Raw genomic sequence first — 17045 nt, forward strand, 5'->3', positions numbered from 1 at the left:
CGCTGATCCATTGGCAACACCTATCGTCGTTGTTGCACATAGCATAGTACAATGAGAGATCCTTGCTTGTTCATGAAGGCAAGCCATATCGTCCACAAGGAGCATCATCAATGTCCAATAAATACGAAACCATGTATATTATTCGCCCTGATCTGACTGAAGATCAGGTAACGCAAGAAACCAAAAAATATGAAGCGTTTCTGCAAGAACGGAATGTTGAAAACTTAACCATCCGTAATCATGGTAAAAAGCGTCTAGCTTACAATATTGGTAAGCATCAAGATGGCATCTATGTGCAAATGAACTACCAAATTGAGGGTGATGTCATTTCGCAGTTACAGCGTCAAATGCGACTCAGCGAAAATGTCATTCGTTTCCTGACTCTAACCGTTGATGAGATCCCAGAATCCACCGCAGAAATCCCCTCAACGCCCACTGTCACCCCGCAAACCGAACCTGAACCTGCACCAGAAACCGCAGCCACTGAAGAGGAAACAGAGGAAGCTGCAGCAGCACCAGAAGACGAAACAGCAACGGCTTAAGACATCAGTAGCGTGCATAAGATTGGCGAGAAGCACGGGCTTTTTGGGTTCGGTTGCTTCTCCTTAACTCCTGACTCACTTCCACAAACACATCTCGTCTGAGTACAGGATAATTACTCACCCACAGGTCAAGCTGGGGAAGATAAGCATCACTGATTTTGCTAATACGAGCCAGATCAGGATCTTTTGATAATAGCAATAACTCCACCACTTGACCTGTTTTGAGATTACGGTGGAGACGACGCAGGGGGGCTTGGATCTGCACTTCAAAACCCGTTTTGTCCCCCACTTGCAAATTAATTCGTCGTTCGCGGTTTTCAATAATAATCAGTTCCCCTTTTTCATCAACACTTTCTTCTGTACTGACTAACTCTTCACTGACAAACACTTCTAAGACTCGTCCCCGCCAAAAGCCACTGTAAGGAAAGCGACGATAAGTGCTATTGCGTCGCGTCGCCCAATACACGGGAGACCATAGCCAGTACAGTCCAGCAATTACACAAAATAAAGAGATTGTCGCCCCAGAACTGTTAGTGATTTCTCCCAAGAGCCAGATCACCACTACACCCACAAAGGAAATTAAGAGTTTACGAAGGAAGTCTGGCCAATCACCCGCATAGTAACGATATTGTTCAATGGTAGCAGTAAACGGAATTAATTGCTCAAATTTCTCGCGTGTAATCGGAACTAGCATAGCCTCATAGAGAATAAATCGGATCGGGTTAATGCTTATGTTAGCAAGATTTGCTCTCTTTCTGGTGCGAAATCGAGATTGCGTTGGCTTTGTCCTTTTTCGTTTAATGTTATAAAAAAGTGATTTCAGTTACTACAAGTTGCAATTTGATGGCTTTAAATTTAATTTTGATCGACGTTTTAAACAAACTGAGGTACGAGTAGAAAAAGAAAGCGATCGCGCGTTATTTAACCGCAGAAAAACGTCCTCAGCTTTTTGTTAACCTTGCGGATGATTTAGAAGAACTTTGCATTCCACTAGTTGAACATTACCTTCAATTCGTGAGTTATTAAAACTCGACTTTGAACCAAAAGTGCATCAAACCATCCGTAGTAACTTCCGACAAAGCATTAACAATACATTGAAAAAGAATTTGCTACCGATGGCGGAACAACAAGAAGAAGCGATTCTTCAACAATACGAAAAAGCACGAACTAATTTAGAAGAAACCCTCGCCGAAGAAGCAGAAGGAAAGATTGCTAAAAATTTACAAATGCAGAGCGAAGTTTTAGCAAAAGTCAAGCAATATAACGAGGCTGTACAAGGGATTAATTCTTGTTTACAGCAGCTAGAGTTATACGAAAGCCAACTGAGTAAAATCAGTTTACCACACTAAAAATCTGGGGTGGGTATCTTTTTCCCACCTTTGACCTGTGTTAAATTATTAAACGATTTTCGGCACTAACATACAACGGTAGGTTGGGTGAAGTGCTAACGTAACCCAACACCCCTAAAATCATAAGTGAGAAAATGAAGAGTTGGGTTTCATTTCATTCTACTCAACCTAAAAGAAAAAACATCATTTTGATCAGCGTTTTCGTCGTCGCTTTTCATGATTTGATAGGATTAAGGAAAGAGAAATTTTAACCCATCGAGACCAATGGTAATGAAACTTTATTATCTTCCGTTAACCCGAGCCAGTCGCCCTCATTGGCTATTAGAAGAACTGGAAATTTCCTATGAATTAATTCAAGTGACCCCTGATGAAATGTCGGAGAAACCAGAATATAAAGGACTCCATCCTCATGGTAAGATTCCAGTTTTAGTTGATGATAATATCACAATTCATGAATCTGCTGGAATTTGTGCTTATTTAGCCGATCAATATCCTGATAAACAACTTGCTCCCTCTCTTATGAGTCCCGCAAGAGGCTATTATTATCAATGGTTGTTTTATGCTGCGGTGACGTTAGAACCTCCTGTGGAACGATATCTTTTTCATGTTTTCCCTCATTTGTCAGAGAAAGTATTACCTGATAGTGAATATGAAAACCTTTCTAAGGACGAAACATTACACTGGTTTGGAAAAGTCTGTCAACCCCTCAATGACCACTTAAAAGAGAATCAATATCTCGTTGAAAATCAATTTACGGCTGCTGATGTTATTACAGGTGGTGTTTTGTTTTGGGCGTTCAAAATAGGATTACTAAAAAAGAAACCCCCGTGAAAAATTATCTGATGCAACTGATCGAACGTCCTGCATTTCAACGCGCCCATAAAAATATAGATATTTATTCAACGCGAGAGTGACTTAAAATGGAATTCAAACTCGCCCAATGGCTAGCAGGAGAATTTAGTAATGAAAGCCAAGCTCTTTCCCAACCAGCTTGGTTTGTTAATCTTAAATTGTGGCATCGTCCCCTTCCAGTTTCAATTGATGGGAATTATGCTTTATTTGCTGAACAAGCCCCTGCTTTGAAATTAGAGCAAGCCTATCGTCAACGGATATTTGTTATTCAACCTGCAACAGAAACTAAACCGATGACAGTGCAATATTATGCGTTTAAAGAGCATCAAAAATGGCGGGGCGCAGGAATGAATCCTCAAATATTAGACAGTTTGAGGTTACAGGATATAGAAAAACTGCCAGGTTGTGCTTTAGAAGTGATAACCACAGAAAATAAGTTTTCTGCACAGCCTTTTCCTAACTCGGTGTGTCAGTTTTATATTCAAGGAAATCTTTGTCAGATTGAGTTAGGCTTTGCAGTAACCTCACAAGAGTTTTTCAGTTCTGATAAGGGGATTGATCCAGAAACTCAAAAGCCCATTTGGGGAGCGTTAATCGCACCGTATCAGTTTCAAAAAATGCAAGGGTTTTCGGTTTCTGAAACGTTACCAGTTATGACATGACAACTACCTTGTCCCTTTCCCTTTTTCCCTCTCCCCAGCGCCTAGCGCTATACAACCGATGGGATAGGGGGAATGATAGGTTCGATCGCGCTTCCCAAACCATTGATACCGATTATCGCGTATCTCCTCATAGGCTTTATCTCCTAAAGATTTTAAGCCTGGAATTTTTCGATAGAGACTCACTAAACCCTCTGCAAAAGGAATTTTACGGGCGATTTCTTCCGCTGCGTCGCTTCCTTGCCAACGGTGTTCGGGGTTGTTTGCATCAATCAGAATCATCCCCAGTTCGCAATCTTTGGCTGTGATTTGGAAACGGTTGAGAACCGCTTCGTCTTGCATGGGAATATAATCAAACTGCGCTCCTTGATCCAAATTTTCCATCTGTTGTACCAAGGATACACAGAGATTGCAGTTGCCGTCATAGATGACGTGATACTTCATTGGCAGTTAATTAGAAACTTTTTGTCCGATTTTGGGTTCAGTTCCCGCGAGAATGCGCTCAACATTACTGCGGTGTCGCCAGAAGACATACAAGCCTGCACAAATGGCAAAGATGATATAGGGGAAGGGCTCGCCCAAGCTGACCATAAAAATATTAATCGCGATCGCGCTGACTAAGGAACTTAAAGAGACCATCCGCGATGCAGCTAAGGTCACGCCAAAAGCAGCAACGCCCGCTAAAGCAACCCCTGGGGTCATAATCAGTAATGTGCCTAAACTGGTGGCAACAGACTTACCACCGCTAAAGTTCAACCAAACGGACTTACTGTGACCAAATACAGCCGTTAAAGCAGTTAGGATAATCAGCCAAGCCGTCCAGTTTTCCGAGAGCGCAAGGGCGGGCAACTGTACTACTGCCATCTTAGCAATTCCCACCGCGATCGCGCCTTTGAGCAAATCAATCAACAACACAGCCACTGCAGCTTTTGCCCCTAAAACGCGCAAGACATTGGTTGCACCCGTCGAACCCGATCCATATTCGCGAATATCAATTTTTTGTAGCCAGTAACCTGCTAGAAACCCTGTGGGAATTGAGCCTAATAAATAGGCAGCGAGAAGTAAAACTGCATTAATGAAAACTAAATTAGAAAACATTTGATTGACACCTATAGTTCTTATTTTTAAGAATCACAAAAAATGATCTTTAAGCAAACAAAAGCACTAATCATTCCTTGATTCACCTTCTTTTTGAGGGCGAACCATAAACGGGCTAATTAGATAAATGAAACCAGACACTAACGTTAAGAGGACAGCCAGCCAAAATAAAACTTGAGAAAAAGTTAGCCAATTCTGATCAGGAATCGGAGAAATTAACGCAGCGATCGCGCTAATTTGTAAAACCGTTTTTGCTTTTCCTAAGACATTTGCCCCAGGAACATCTTGACCCGCAAGCGAGGGATTCACTCGCCACCCCGCGATCGCGAGTTCTCGCCCTAAAATCAAGAAAACGCCCCAAGCAGGAACTGTCCCCCCCTCAACTAATATCAAAAGTGGCGCAAAAATCAAGAGCTTATCCACCAACGGATCTAAAAATTTGCCCAAATCTGTTACTTGGTCTAACTTACGGGCTAAATAACCATCTAGCCAATCCGTTGCAGCGACGAGTAAGAAAACCCCTAACCCCAGCCACTGAGACGTTTGAGATGGCTGAGCGAGAAAATAGAAAATAAACGGAATCCCCAAGAGGCGGGATAACGTAATTTTTGTGGGAAGATTAATCATGAATGAAAACTTGCGATCTCAGCCTAGCGATAGGGCTTGTGCCTCCCCACAGATTGATGGAGTCGAGGCGATGTCTCTATTTAAATTGTACGGGAAAGCGCGATCGCGTGTCTTGATATTAAAATAAAATCTAATCCTAACTATGAGTTATTTAATTATTGGGGCAAGTCTCCACCCGAAAAGTCACAGCCAAGTTTTAGCCGAACAAGCGCAACAACTCTTGCAAGCCCAAGGGAAAGAAGCGGAATGGCTTGATTTAAGAGAAATTAGCCTTCCTTTCTGTGATGGCAGTACAGCCTATAGCGACCCCAGTATTCCCCCACTAGCGGAAACAGTTGCGCAAGCAGAAGGCATTTTAGTAGCGACCCCCATTTATAATTATGATGTCAATGCAGCGATTAAAAACTTTTTGGAATTAACAGGGAAATCTTGGCAAGAAAAAACAGTCGGTTTTCTCTGTGCTGCGGGGGGTCAAGGAAGTTATATGTCGGTCATGCCCTTTGCTAACAGCTTGATGTTAGACTTTCGCTGTTTAATTATTCCTCGCTTTGTTTATGCCACAGGGGATGCTTTTGTCGAGGGAAGATTGGTCGATGAAACGATTAAAACCCGCCTTGCTGAATTAGTGGATCAGCTTGTAGAAATCACCTCTGCTTTCAAGAGTCATTAGTCATTGGTCATTAGTCATTGGTCATTAGTCATTAGTCATTGGTCATTAGTCATTAGTCATTGGTCATTAGTCATTGGTCATTGGTCATTAGTCATTGGTCATTGGTCATTAGTCATTAGTCATTAGTCATTAGTCATTGGTAACTGATCACTGATTACTGGTAACTGGTAACTGATCACTGATTACTGATCACTGATCACTTCAACTCTCTCAGCAATTGCAGATGTTGTTCAACAGAAGCAATGGTATTCGCAGCGATCGCGCCACTGGCTGCAACCGCAGGTAAACCAATCCCTGGAAAAGTGGAATCTCCACAACAGAGTAAGCCCTCCCACGGGGTGTTAGCACTGGGGAAAAAGCCGTTTTCAGCATTAATCGCAGGGCCATACGTTCCTCGATGCCGTCTTAAAAACCGTTCGTGGGTGAGAGGAGTACCGATCAACTTTACCTCGCAGCGATCGCGAATATCAGGAATAATACGAGTCATAGCATTCCACAAGACTTGCGATCTTTCTTCTTTCTGTTGTTGATACGTTTCGCTACGCCGATCTAATCCAGCCCACAATTCATAAGGTTCACTAGCTGGGGTGTAGGCATGAATCACGTGCTTGCCTTCTGGTGCAAGAGACGGATCGAGTAAAGAGGGAATCGACACCAAAACCACATTTTGCTCGGCGGTGACTCCCTTTTCCCAATCATTGACAATAATATGATGACAGGGGAGATTCTCGGGTAAATCTTGCCCATTAATTCCCAAATGCAAGTGCATAAAACTGGGACATTGGGGAAGCGATTCTTTTTCCTGACGAAACCTTTGCGGAATCTTCTCATCTGGCAAAAGTTTTAAGGTATCCCAAATCGACGCATTGGAGACCACTGCTTCTGTTGCGTGGAGGGTCTCCCCATTATTGAGGCGTACCCCTACCGCACGTTTCCTTTCTAATAAAATCTCTGCTACGGTTGCCCCTAAGCGTAACTGACCGCCATATTTTTCTAACCCCCGCACTAACGCATCCACTAACGCCCCACTTCCGCCAATCGGGTAATCGAGCTTCACATTTGGACGATACCAATCGGCAAACATAAACGCCATTTCTGCTGCGCTGGTGCCATTAGCAGGTAAGCCAGAAAGGAGATAACAGAGGAGATCGAGCCAGTTTTTTAAGAACGGATCACTGATCGCGCGATCGCGCAATCGTTCAAAAGATCCCATTAACTGCATCGTTTGACCCCCCTGTTGCATCAAAGCAGGGATAAAAGGCAATACTGTCCGCAAAATTCCCCAATCCGCCCGCACCGCAGTCGGAGGAAGGGCAACTGCAGCTTTTCCGAGGGGTTGCATCAGGGCTTGCAAGTTTCGCCATTCTCTCACCGCTTGTTCACCGCGCAACTCCCTTAAAACGTCACAAAATTGATCCGCCCCAACGGAGGTATCAAACTGTCCTTCAGGTAGCCAACAGCCCCATGTATCATATTGAACACACGGCACTTGCTCTCCTATTGCCTCTAAAACCTGTCGCAAAGGATTCGGAGAAGGACTAGATAAGCCTGAATATAAAGAAGGACCCGAATCAAAAATATAGCCTTGCCGTTCAAAAGCATGGGCTGCTCCCCCAGCAATCGTATGACTCTCGCAAACGGTGACCTGATAGCCATAGCGAGCCAATAACGCTGCTGCACTTAAACCACCAATGCCACTTCCAATGACGATGATATCGGTTTGTGTCATAACCCCTTTCCCTGTTGATTCTACTTCTTTTCAATGATGCCAAACCCTGCAAAAAAAAGTAGAAAGGGTGACTCCTATTACATTTTCTTACTAATAAAAATGCAGACTTTAAGCAAGTTTTGTTAACTCCAAAATGGGTTATTTAGTTTCGACAAATTCTCAGGAAAAATTAATCAATTTCTTGCAGGATGAAGGTATTAAATTGTTTGAACAAGGAACTGAATTTATGGAACGAGCTTTTATCATTACACTACGTCTTGCTGCTGGTTTAGCGGTTGGTTTTTGGGGCTTATCCAAATTACTATTTGTTAATAATTGGATTGGTCCTTATGAAAATGCCTTCTATGGTTCATTGCCGTTTAATGCAACACTATTAGTTTATATCCTCGGCATCATTCAAATCGCGATCGCGCTGGCGATTATTTTTGAGTTTTATCGCAAGCCTGCTGCTTGGTTGGCTGTGATTTTCTCTGTGGTTAATCTTGTTGCCAGTATTGCCACAATTGCTAGACCTGATAATCCTATTTTAGGGAATCCAGCCCCCCTCGGTATTAAACTGATTTGGTTTTTCTTTAATCCCCTCGCGATCACAGTCTTATTGATTAGTGTGGGATTAATGCCACCCGTTTCGCGCCGAATAGAATCAGAATCGGAACAAGTCGCAACCCTTGAATAAGTTAATTTTGAGAGTTGTAGTCAGCTTTGAAAACGCTTGGCTGCTTCTCTCATTCATGCAGCAACCAAAGAACAAAAATTGTGTTGGCTAATTCTCTGGTTTCTTTTGCCTCCTCGGTGATTGCTGCTTTGTTATGATCGCGATGGTGAATCAAAAGAGAAAACAATGAGTCAAACTGAGTTAAATGTTCCAGAGAACATAACCTTTGAAGGCGCGATCGCGCTAACCCAAAACTTAATCCCAAAAATCGAAAGTGAGACGATCAACGCCACCCAGATTCAGTCTCTAGTTAGCGATTTAGTCGCCACATCCAACGGCGCACGAGGCTTTTTTGTCACTTACCTCACTGCAGACTCTCCCGTTGCTGATCAACCACCAAAAGCGGTATTAGAAGGCTTAAAAACCTCTCCTGAGTTAGTGAGTGAACTATTAGTCAAAAACGTCGCCATGTCCACTGCAATGGCAATTACTCATCGCCGTCAAGATCATGAAAGTATGGCACAGGGATCGGATCGCGTGCAACGACGCAGTATTGATCTCATTAAACAACTGAACCACGAGTTATTACAGGAAAAAGCCCAACAAATGCGAGACAGTGCGCTGACAGGAAAAGGAGAAGCAGAAGTCGCCTTTTTTGAACGCTGGGGGTATGATCAAGAACAACGGAGCGCGATCGCGCAACAGTTAGCAGCAGTAATCAAGAATTAGAACCCAACCGCTTAGAAATCTGACGAATAATCCCGTTACTAATCGCTCCCAACATTAAAATCCCGATTGCAGGGGTAAAAACAGGCTCCCAGAGTTTATACCATAAATCCAAGCCCAGGGGAACATCTGTTGATCGTCCCACCAGCGCGATCGCGAACCAAAAAAAACTCCCCAACACCAGAAATAAATCAAACATTAAAATGCGGTCTATCCATTGCAACAGTTTGTCTTTCATAACACTCCCGAGTTATTAATAATTAGGGTTTGCTGAAAAAAGCCCGATCGCGCCTTTCCCTCCTTCTCCACCAAAATGAGTAGGCGTAGCCCGCTCCCCAGGCATCGTGTCTTACCTGAATGATAAGATAAAAGTGGACTAACTAAAGTAACTATATCCACTTATGAGACAAATAATACTTTCTCCTGGAGAAGATGGTTATTGGGTTGCTCAATGTCCCAGTTTGCCTCCTTGTATCAGTCAAGGAAAAACCAAAGAAGAGGCAATTGCCAATATTACCGAAGCCATTGAACTTTATCTTGAGGTTCTTCAAGAAGAGGGTCGTGAGATTCCAGAAGACCGAGTCGAAACCGTTTCCCTTACTTTATGAGCAAATTACCTCAAATTTCAGGGAAAGAGTGTATCAAAGCGTTACAAAAAGTTGGCTTTCAGATCAAGCATAACTAAGGAATAGAATGAATTTTCAAGAAATTAGTACCCTTGGCTCGTTGCACAGGAGAGCCACCAAGAATTAATATTTTATCCCCTGATGTCACTAACTCCCGTTCTAATAAACAAGTCTCCATTTCCTTAATCAAAGGTTCTAACCCTTCCTCCTGGGGTTGCAGTAACAACGGTTTCACCCCCCAAATTAAATTTAAGCGATGATACACTTCTAAGGTTGGCGTAAAAGCAACAATCGGGGCTTTCGGACGCTCATCTGATGCAATCCGTGCGGTGTATCCTGTGGTGGTAAAAGAAGCAATGCAGCGCAGATCCATCATGTTATCAATGGTATTCAACGCTTCACTCAAAGCATGGGTTTCTGTATTTTCTGTTGGGGGATGATTGGTAAATTCAATTTGGGGTTCAACTTGTTCCGCGATGCGAGCCATCATCTCAACCGCTTGGACAGGATATTTCCCAACCGCCGATTCCCCTGACAACATGACCGCATCTGTCCCATCAATGATTGCATTGGCGACATCAGAGGCTTCAGCACGAGTGGGACGCGGAGAATGAATCATGCTTTCTAACATTTGCGTGGCGGTAATGACGGGGATTCCCTTGCGATTACAAGTTTGAATAATTTTCTTTTGCAATAAGGGGACTTTTTCAGGACGGATTTCTACTCCTAAATCTCCTCGCGCCACCATCAAGCCATCACAAGCAGAAACTAATTCATCGAGATGTTCTACGGCTTGCGGTTTTTCAATTTTTGCAATGACGGGAATCTGGGCTTCCCGAGAATGGAGAAATCCTTTCAGGTGATGGATATCTTCCACTCCGCGAACAAAACTTAAACAAACCCAGTCGATTCCTTGTTGAATGCCAAATTCTAAGTCTTGTTGATCTTTAATGGTGAGGGAAGGAAGGCTTAAGTTTAAGTTGGGAAAGTTAACCCCTTTACGGTTTTTGAGCAGTCCCCCATTAATGACGCGACACTCTACCTGAGAATTGTTAATGGCTTCTACTTCTAATTCCAACAGTCCATCATCGAGTAACACTTGCGCCCCAGGACGGGCTTCTTCTGCAAGATGAGGATAGTCAATGGGAATCATTTCTGGGCTATCGCTGGTTTCGAGGTTGGGAGTTAGTATTACAGTTTTTCCCGCTTCTAGTAGCACTTCCCCTTGTGGAAGCCATCCCACCCGAATTTTTGGACCCTGTAAGTCTTGGAGGAGGGTAACTGGGGTGTCCATCTCTTCGGAAATATGTCTGAGCCGTTCAATGATGACGGCGTGATCATCATAGCTTCCGTGAGAAAAGTTTAAGCGGGCGACATTCATTCCAGCTTGAATCAACTGTCGCATCACAGCTTCCGACTGGCTCGCAGGGCCAATAGTGGCGACAATTTTAGTGCGGTGGGGAAAGGCATTAAGAGACATAACAATCCTTAGTATTTCATCAATGTTTGCCAAAAATTAATCCGAGTGAGCCAAAGCAAATTTTGAGGCGCGGAAAAATTACAGTCACAATTTAGTTTTCTGACTCGATTTTCAACTAACAACTAATCCCTAATAATTATACAATAGTTGGTGCTGATTTGAGATCTCTTATAAAATTTTTAAAACCTTAAATTTGACAATCTTTCTTGGTAATAAATTAACTTTCATAATGTTCAGGATGAACTCAATCATTAATGACTGTTAAACTAAGAGGATTGACCAGTTGCTCTGGTTTTCCAGCGATTATAGCCTTTCTTATACCATTTCTAAAAAGTCAAGTTACAGTAGATCCCCCCTTCGCCCCCCTTAGTAAGGGGAATCCCCCCTAACCCCCCTTCAATAAGGGGGGAACCCTTGGGGGGATCGTTGTGTAGCACTAGTTTATCGAAATGGTATTAGTCTGTTGAGGTACAAAGCGAGTCGATGGATGTTCATGGTTCATGGTTCGTGGTGCTTCGCGCGGGCTATGCCCTACATAGTTCGTGGTTCATTGATTAACAACCAACAAATAACAAAGAACAAAGAACAAAAATTTAGAATGTACCTCAAGAAGCGTGAAAACTGCTATAGAAACTAAAATGTAAAGAAATATTTATCAAAAAATGATAAGAAATGAAGAAATATTGGGAGGAACTTAATAAAATAAAAATATAAGAAACGGAGGGTAAAGGAATGGTTAATACTTTATCGAAAGCTGCCAAAAATGTGAGGAAAGAAACAGCCCTTGTCCTTTGGTATGAACAGGTGAATAATCAAGATGTGGGAATTGTTGGTGGAAAAAATGCCTCTTTAGGGGAGATGATCCAACAGTTAAAAGCCAAAGGGGTGAATGTTCCCAATGGGTTTGCGACCACTGCGAATGCGTTCCGCCACTTCATTGCGAATGCAGGGATTGAAGAGAAACTGCGAGAACTGTTTTCTCGGATGGATATTAATGATGTCAATAGTTTACAGAAGACAGGGAAGAAAGCGCGATCGCTGATTTTACATACCCCATTTCCAGACAATTTAAAGGTTGCGATTACAGAAGCCTATCAAGAACTTTGCGACCGCTACGGAGAAGAAACTGATGTGGCGGTGCGGTCGAGTGCAACGGCTGAAGATTTACCAGAAGCGAGTTTTGCAGGACAACAAGAAACCTATCTCAATATTCATGGGGTGAAAGGGGTGTTAGAAGCCTGTCATAAATGTTTTGCTTCTTTATTTACGAATCGGGCCATTTCTTATCGAGAAAATCATGGTTTTGATCACCTTGCCGTTGCGCTTTCGGTGGGTGTACAGAAAATGGTGCGTTCCGACTTAGCCAGTGCAGGGGTGATGTTCTCCATTGATACAGAAACAGGGTTTAAAAATGCTGCCTTGATTACTGCATCTTACGGTTTAGGGGAAAATGTCGTGCAAGGATCGGTGAATCCTGATGAGTATTTGGTCTTTAAACCGACGCTGAAAGAAGGCTATCAGCCCATTTTAGAAAAACGCCTGGGAACAAAAGGGATGAAGATGGTTTATGACATGGAAGGGTCAAAACAGACTCGCAATGTCTCTGTTCCTCAGCGCGATCGCGCTCAATATTGTCTCACAGACGAAGAAGTTTTACAGTTAAGTCGCTGGGCGATTGCAATTGAAGATCATTATTCCAACTTGCGGGGACAAAATACCCCCATGGACATTGAATGGGCAAAAGATGGTCTCACAGGTGAATTATTTATTGTCCAAGCCCGTCCTGAAACCGTACAATCCCAGAAAGCGGGAAATCTCCTTGAAACCTATCACCTGCAAGACCACAGCACGGTTTTAGCCACAGGACGGAGTGTGGGCGCAAGTATTGGACAAGGAAAAGCACGGGTGATTGTTAATGCGAAAAACTTGGATCGCTTCAAACCTGGAGAAGTGTTAGTGACCAAACGAACTGATCCCGACTGGGAACCGATTATGAAACAAGCCAGCGCGATCGTGACTGACCAAGGAGGACGCACTTGTCACGCAGCGATTATTGCCCGAGAAATGGGAATTCCCGCGATTGTCGGTTGTGGCGATGCAACACAAATGATTGCGTCTGGACAAGAGGTAACGGTTTGTTGTAGTGAAGGGGAAGAAGGAAAAGTTTATGAAGGCTTACTTCCCTTTGATGTGGAACAAGCAACCTTAGATGACTTACCCCAAACTCGCACCCAAATCTTGATGAATATTGGGAATCCCGATCAAGTGTTCTCTCTTGCAAACATTCCTGCTGATGGAGTCGGTTTAGCCCGTTTAGAGTTCATCATTACCAACCATATTAAAGTCCATCCCCTCGCCTTACTTTATTTTGATCAACTCCAAGATGAACGCATCCAAGATCAAATTGCAGACATTACCGCCGACTACGATTACAAACCCGATTTCTTTGTGGATCAACTCGCTCGTGGCGTGGGGATGATTAGTGCAGCCTTTTATCCTAAACCCGTCATTGTGCGGATGTCTGACTTCAAAACCAATGAATACGCTAACCTCATTGGCGGTCAACAGTTTGAACCGAAAGAAGAAAACCCGATGTTAGGCTGGCGCGGTGCGTCTCGTTACTCTGATCCCAATTATTGTGAAGCCTTTGCTTTGGAATGTCGCGCCTTGAAAAAAGTTCGGGATGAAATGGGTTTAACCAACCTTATCCCAATGATTCCTTTCTGTCGCACACCAGACGAAGGACGAAAAGTGATTGCAGAAATGGCAAAACATGGCTTAGAACAAGGCGTTAATGGCTTAGAAGTTTATGTTATGTGTGAGTTACCTAGTAATGTCATCCTCGCCGATGAGTTTAGTGAAGTTTTTGATGGCTTCTCCATTGGGTCGAATGATTTAACTCAGTTAACCTTGGGTTTAGATCGAGACTCGGCATTAGTGGCGCATCTGTTTGATGAACGGAATGAAGCAGTAAAACGGATGGTTAAACTTGCCATTGAAACGGCGAAGAAAAACGGTCGTAAGATTGGTATCTGTGGTCAAGCCCCCAGTGATTATCCTGAGTTTGCCCAATTTTTAGTGGAAGCGGGTATTGATTCCATGAGTCTCAATCCTGATTCGGTTTTGAAAACAATTTTGAGTATTGCGGAGGTGGAAAAACAAATATAGTAGTCACGGAATTTTATCGGTGATGTTATACCACTTTTAACAAAGAAAGACCACCTTGTAGGATGGGCAAGGCAAACCCTACGACCACTTCAGGCTATTTACTGTAACTTGGCTTGTGGAAGGTGGTATTGGAGATGATGAACTGTACAGAACAGACGTTCCATGGAATGTCTCTACCCGACGATAACCGATCGCGCTTGACGGACATCTTGCTAAACTGATATAGGTTGATAACGCAAAATGTCTTACTTCCAGCCAGCATGACCTCTTCTTCTTTGGATCTAGAAACCCAACTTACTGAGTTAAAAACCGAGGCAATGAGCGCGATCGCGCAATCTAGTAATTTAGAAAGCCTCGAACAACTGCGCGTGCAATATCTCGGGAAAAAAGGACAACTGTCACAAGTGTTGCGGGGAATGGGCAAACTCTCCGCAGAAGAACGTCCCCGTATTGGTTCTCTCGCCAATGAAATCAAAGAAGAAATTCAAAGCGCGATCGAGGAAAGTCATCAAAATTTACAACGCGCCCAACTCGAAGCTCAACTGGCTGCGGAAACCCTTGATGTAACGATGCCTAGTGTGATGCGTCCACTCGGACAAGTGCATCCCCTCAACGGCATGATTGACCAAATGCTGGATATTTTTGTAGGCTTAGGATACACCGTTGCTGAAGGCTTTGAGGTAGAAAGCGATTACTACAATTTTGAAGCCCTCAACACGCCTCAAGACCACCCCGCACGGGATATGCAGGACACATTTTATCTTCCTGATGGTAACTTATTGCGGACTCATACCTCATCCGTGCAAATTCGCTACATGGAAAAACATGATCCCCCCATTCGGGTGATTGCGCCAGGGCGAGTTTATCGTCGAGATACGGTTGATGCAACACACTCGGCGGTTTTCCATCAACTGGAATTGTTAGCCATTGAAGAAGGGTTAAGATTTACCGATCTGCGAGGAACAATTAAAGAGTTTTTACGACAAATGTTTGGAGATGACCTAGAAGTGCGGTTTCGGGCGAGTTATTTTCCGTTTACCGAACCTTCTGCGGAAGTGGATGTGCAGTGGAATGGCAAATGGCTGGAAGTATTAGGCTGCGGAATGGTTGATCCCAATGTCTTAAAAGCCGTCGGTTATGATCCCGAACGCTACACGGGTTTTGCTGCGGGTTTAGGGGTGGAACGTTTCGCCATGGTATTACACCAAATGGACGATATTCGTCGCCTCTACAATAGCGATCTAAGATTCTTAAAGCAGTTTATTTAAAGCAGTTTATAACGTAGGTTGGGTTGAGATTACGAAACCCAACACCAGTAAGGGTCTTGTTGGGTTTCGAGTCAAAGATTACGCCTTCGGAGCTTGTCAATTTCTGTCTTAGCCTTATCTTCACCAAAAGCGCAAGGTTGCTAAATAATTTTTCAGCCTCGATTTAAATGAGCTCATTCCTAAACAAAAGGAACAATTAGCAACTATTTTTGACTCCTAGCGCATGATCTAACCGCATTTAAGCTGGGTCAGAGAGGTGCATTTTTTACACCGATGGACGGGGCTTACAAGCGTCGGAACCAAGTTCCGACGACAGCCCCTCATGAATGAGCCTTCCAAGGCTTTAGCCTTTTGTGTCATTTTATGTTATCATTCCAAACAGCCCTAAACTTAATGGTGAAAAACCCAAACGGGCTAATTTAACAGGTAAGGATACAGCTAGGGCGAAACCTAGTCAAGGTCTGTCTCCCATTCTTGAGTGTGGGAAAGGAAGTGACGAAATGCGATTTTAATCCATTGAGTCACCACAAGATTGAATCCATTGAATTTTAATCAATGGAGAACTCAAGTTTGCATTCATACATTTTTTGATCCGCTTCCTCAACAGCAACGCTTAACCCTTGGCTGGGATGACGAGATGCAAAACCCACTGACGCGGAAATTCCAGCTTCCATTAATGACGTTTGTACCCGTTCCGCCAAAGCCTGAATTTGTGTCGCATTACATTCGATCCCCAAGACAGCAAACTCATCACCCCCGACTCGTGCTGTAATATCTTGTTCTCGCACCGCGGAATGAATGATTTGTGCAGCTTCATAAATAAGCTTATCTCCGGCTGCATGTCCTTTTGTATCATTAACAGGCTTTAAGCCATCGAGATCAATATAAATGACTCCTGCAGGATGTCCGTAGCGTTGACACCGTTTTTCTTCTGCTAAAAGTAGTTTTTCCCATCCCCGTCGATTATATAATTCAGTGAGAACATCACTCATTACTTCCGCTTCCAGACGTTCTAAGTGACGCGCTTGTTCATTATATTTCAGTTCGTTTTCTAAAATCGTGGATAAGAGTTTGGCGAGTAATTCGATAGTAGAGAGTTCTTCTGTAATGCTTTCTGATTGTGAATCAGGATCGATCGCGCAAAGTGTACCAAACAAAGACCCATTACTTAAAACAATGGGAATCCCAATATAAGCCCCAATCGACACTTGCCTCCCAATAGGGGCTTCCACATAAGCGGGAACGGTACTCACCCGAGGGGCAATACAGGGTCCTTCTCCGTTAATCATCCGAGAACAAAAGGAATCTGACCAACAAAAAACCGCCCCTTCTTGCACCCCATAACCATGATCCTCCACTTGCAGCATAATCCAATCTTCTTCTTGAGTACGGGTCACCATCCACAACTGAAACCCCAGACGTTGATGAAGATAAGATAAAATACTCCGTGCAGCGGATTCAAAGTCGGCAAAAGGGCTAATTGTGTCGAGCATTCCTGAATAATCCATTAAATACATTACAGCTAAATATTAACAAATTATAAAATTTGATCCTTGGTTATTGGGTAACTGGTCACTCGTGTCCCTCAACAGAATA

19 protein-coding genes are annotated in these 17045 nt (G+C 43.4%); 11 read left to right on the forward strand and 8 right to left on the reverse strand.

Annotated elements, in window-relative coordinates; translation table 11 throughout:
* Positions 1 to 110 precede the first annotated feature (110 nt).
* On the forward strand, positions 111 to 542 hold the full coding sequence (gene rpsF, locus PCC7418_RS07320; protein WP_015225541.1) for a 30S ribosomal protein S6: 432 nt from the start codon (positions 111 to 113) through the stop codon (positions 540 to 542).
* Between the two features lie 4 nt (positions 543 to 546).
* Here the strand turns inward: rpsF and PCC7418_RS07325 are convergent, their stop codons facing one another.
* Positions 547 to 1236: a hypothetical protein gene (locus PCC7418_RS07325; RefSeq protein WP_015225542.1), complete on the reverse strand. Its 690-nt coding sequence runs from the start codon at positions 1234 to 1236 to the stop codon at positions 547 to 549.
* A gap of 352 nt (positions 1237 to 1588) precedes the next feature.
* Here PCC7418_RS07325 and PCC7418_RS07330 point away from each other — a divergent pair, with 352 nt between their 5' ends.
* The 3 genes from PCC7418_RS07330 to PCC7418_RS07340 all read left to right on the forward strand — a co-directional run bounded on the left by PCC7418_RS07330 (position 1589) and on the right by PCC7418_RS07340 (position 3405).
* Positions 1589 to 1891 carry a hypothetical protein gene (locus PCC7418_RS07330; RefSeq protein WP_216086683.1) on the forward strand — a complete coding sequence of 101 codons (303 nt, stop codon included), beginning with the start codon at positions 1589 to 1591 and terminating at the stop codon, positions 1889 to 1891.
* A gap of 264 nt (positions 1892 to 2155) precedes the next feature.
* Positions 2156 to 2722, forward strand: coding sequence for a glutathione S-transferase family protein (locus PCC7418_RS07335; RefSeq protein WP_216086684.1), 567 nt, complete (start codon positions 2156 to 2158; stop codon positions 2720 to 2722).
* Positions 2723 to 2811: 89 nt separating this feature from the next.
* The gene (locus PCC7418_RS07340; RefSeq protein ID WP_015225544.1) at positions 2812 to 3405 is read left to right on the forward strand and encodes a chromophore lyase CpcT/CpeT; all 594 of its coding nucleotides are present in this window, start codon (positions 2812 to 2814) and stop codon (positions 3403 to 3405) included.
* Between the two features lie 3 nt (positions 3406 to 3408).
* Here PCC7418_RS07340 and PCC7418_RS07345 read toward each other — a convergent pair whose 3' ends face one another.
* The 3 genes from PCC7418_RS07345 to pgsA all read right to left on the reverse strand — a co-directional run bounded on the left by PCC7418_RS07345 (position 3409) and on the right by pgsA (position 5124).
* Positions 3409 to 3846, reverse strand: coding sequence for a thiol-disulfide oxidoreductase DCC family protein (locus tag PCC7418_RS07345; RefSeq protein WP_015225545.1), 438 nt, complete (start codon positions 3844 to 3846; stop codon positions 3409 to 3411).
* 6 nt (positions 3847 to 3852) lie between these two features.
* Complete coding sequence (gene plsY, locus PCC7418_RS07350) at positions 3853 to 4500, reverse strand: glycerol-3-phosphate 1-O-acyltransferase PlsY (RefSeq protein WP_015225546.1); 648 nt, start codon at positions 4498 to 4500, stop codon at positions 3853 to 3855.
* Between the two features lie 66 nt (positions 4501 to 4566).
* Positions 4567 to 5124, reverse strand: coding sequence for a CDP-diacylglycerol--glycerol-3-phosphate 3-phosphatidyltransferase (gene pgsA / locus PCC7418_RS07355; protein ID WP_051030578.1), 558 nt, complete (start codon positions 5122 to 5124; stop codon positions 4567 to 4569).
* A gap of 145 nt (positions 5125 to 5269) precedes the next feature.
* Between pgsA and PCC7418_RS07360 the strand changes: the two genes are divergently transcribed.
* Both PCC7418_RS07360 and PCC7418_RS21115 read left to right on the forward strand, forming a co-directional pair.
* A complete protein-coding gene (locus PCC7418_RS07360; protein ID WP_015225548.1) occupies positions 5270 to 5797 on the forward strand; it encodes an NADPH-dependent FMN reductase in 528 nt (175 codons plus the stop codon).
* Positions 5798 to 5800: 3 nt separating this feature from the next.
* On the forward strand, positions 5801 to 5923 hold the full coding sequence (locus PCC7418_RS21115) for a hypothetical protein (RefSeq protein WP_255348276.1): 123 nt from the start codon (positions 5801 to 5803) through the stop codon (positions 5921 to 5923).
* A gap of 70 nt (positions 5924 to 5993) precedes the next feature.
* On the opposite strand, the gene PCC7418_RS07365 is transcribed toward PCC7418_RS21115, so the two are convergent.
* On the reverse strand, positions 5994 to 7526 hold the full coding sequence (locus tag PCC7418_RS07365) for an NAD(P)/FAD-dependent oxidoreductase (protein ID WP_015225549.1): 1533 nt from the start codon (positions 7524 to 7526) through the stop codon (positions 5994 to 5996).
* Positions 7527 to 7752: 226 nt separating this feature from the next.
* Here PCC7418_RS07365 and PCC7418_RS07370 point away from each other — a divergent pair, with 226 nt between their 5' ends.
* Together PCC7418_RS07370 and PCC7418_RS07375 are read left to right on the forward strand one after the other, a co-directional pair.
* A complete protein-coding gene (locus tag PCC7418_RS07370) occupies positions 7753 to 8202 on the forward strand; it encodes a hypothetical protein (protein ID WP_150107040.1) in 450 nt (149 codons plus the stop codon).
* A gap of 165 nt (positions 8203 to 8367) precedes the next feature.
* On the forward strand, positions 8368 to 8910 hold the full coding sequence (locus tag PCC7418_RS07375; protein WP_015225551.1) for a hypothetical protein: 543 nt from the start codon (positions 8368 to 8370) through the stop codon (positions 8908 to 8910).
* Here the strand turns inward: PCC7418_RS07375 and PCC7418_RS07380 are convergent.
* Positions 8900 to 9145: a hypothetical protein gene (locus PCC7418_RS07380; protein WP_015225552.1), complete on the reverse strand. Its 246-nt coding sequence runs from the start codon at positions 9143 to 9145 to the stop codon at positions 8900 to 8902. The two genes, PCC7418_RS07375 and PCC7418_RS07380, sit on opposite strands and share 11 nt — an antisense overlap.
* 163 nt (positions 9146 to 9308) lie before the next feature.
* Here PCC7418_RS07380 and PCC7418_RS07385 point away from each other — a divergent pair, with 163 nt between their 5' ends.
* Positions 9309 to 9515 (forward strand): type II toxin-antitoxin system HicB family antitoxin, encoded by a 207-nt coding sequence (locus PCC7418_RS07385; RefSeq protein WP_015225553.1) that lies wholly within the window; start codon positions 9309 to 9311, stop codon positions 9513 to 9515.
* 73 nt (positions 9516 to 9588) lie between these two features.
* On the opposite strand, the gene pyk is transcribed toward PCC7418_RS07385, so the two are convergent.
* Positions 9589 to 11013 (reverse strand): pyruvate kinase, encoded by a 1425-nt coding sequence (pyk, locus tag PCC7418_RS07390; RefSeq protein WP_015225554.1) that lies wholly within the window; start codon positions 11011 to 11013, stop codon positions 9589 to 9591.
* A gap of 732 nt (positions 11014 to 11745) precedes the next feature.
* On the opposite strand from pyk, the gene ppsA reads away from it, so the two are divergent.
* Together ppsA and pheS are read left to right on the forward strand one after the other, a co-directional pair.
* Positions 11746 to 14181: a phosphoenolpyruvate synthase gene (gene ppsA / locus PCC7418_RS07395; protein ID WP_015225555.1), complete on the forward strand. Its 2436-nt coding sequence runs from the start codon at positions 11746 to 11748 to the stop codon at positions 14179 to 14181.
* Between the two features lie 317 nt (positions 14182 to 14498).
* Positions 14499 to 15449 carry a phenylalanine--tRNA ligase subunit alpha gene (gene pheS, locus PCC7418_RS07400; RefSeq protein WP_396275486.1) on the forward strand — a complete coding sequence of 317 codons (951 nt, stop codon included), beginning with the start codon at positions 14499 to 14501 and terminating at the stop codon, positions 15447 to 15449.
* A 548-nt stretch (positions 15450 to 15997) separates the two neighbouring features.
* Here the strand turns inward: pheS and PCC7418_RS07405 are convergent.
* Positions 15998 to 16966, reverse strand: coding sequence for a sensor domain-containing diguanylate cyclase (locus tag PCC7418_RS07405; protein WP_015225557.1), 969 nt, complete (start codon positions 16964 to 16966; stop codon positions 15998 to 16000).
* Positions 16967 to 17045: the final 79 nt, after the last annotated feature.

The organism is Halothece sp. PCC 7418 (genome assembly GCF_000317635.1).
Taxonomy (GTDB): Bacteria; Cyanobacteriota; Cyanobacteriia; order Cyanobacteriales; family Rubidibacteraceae; genus Halothece.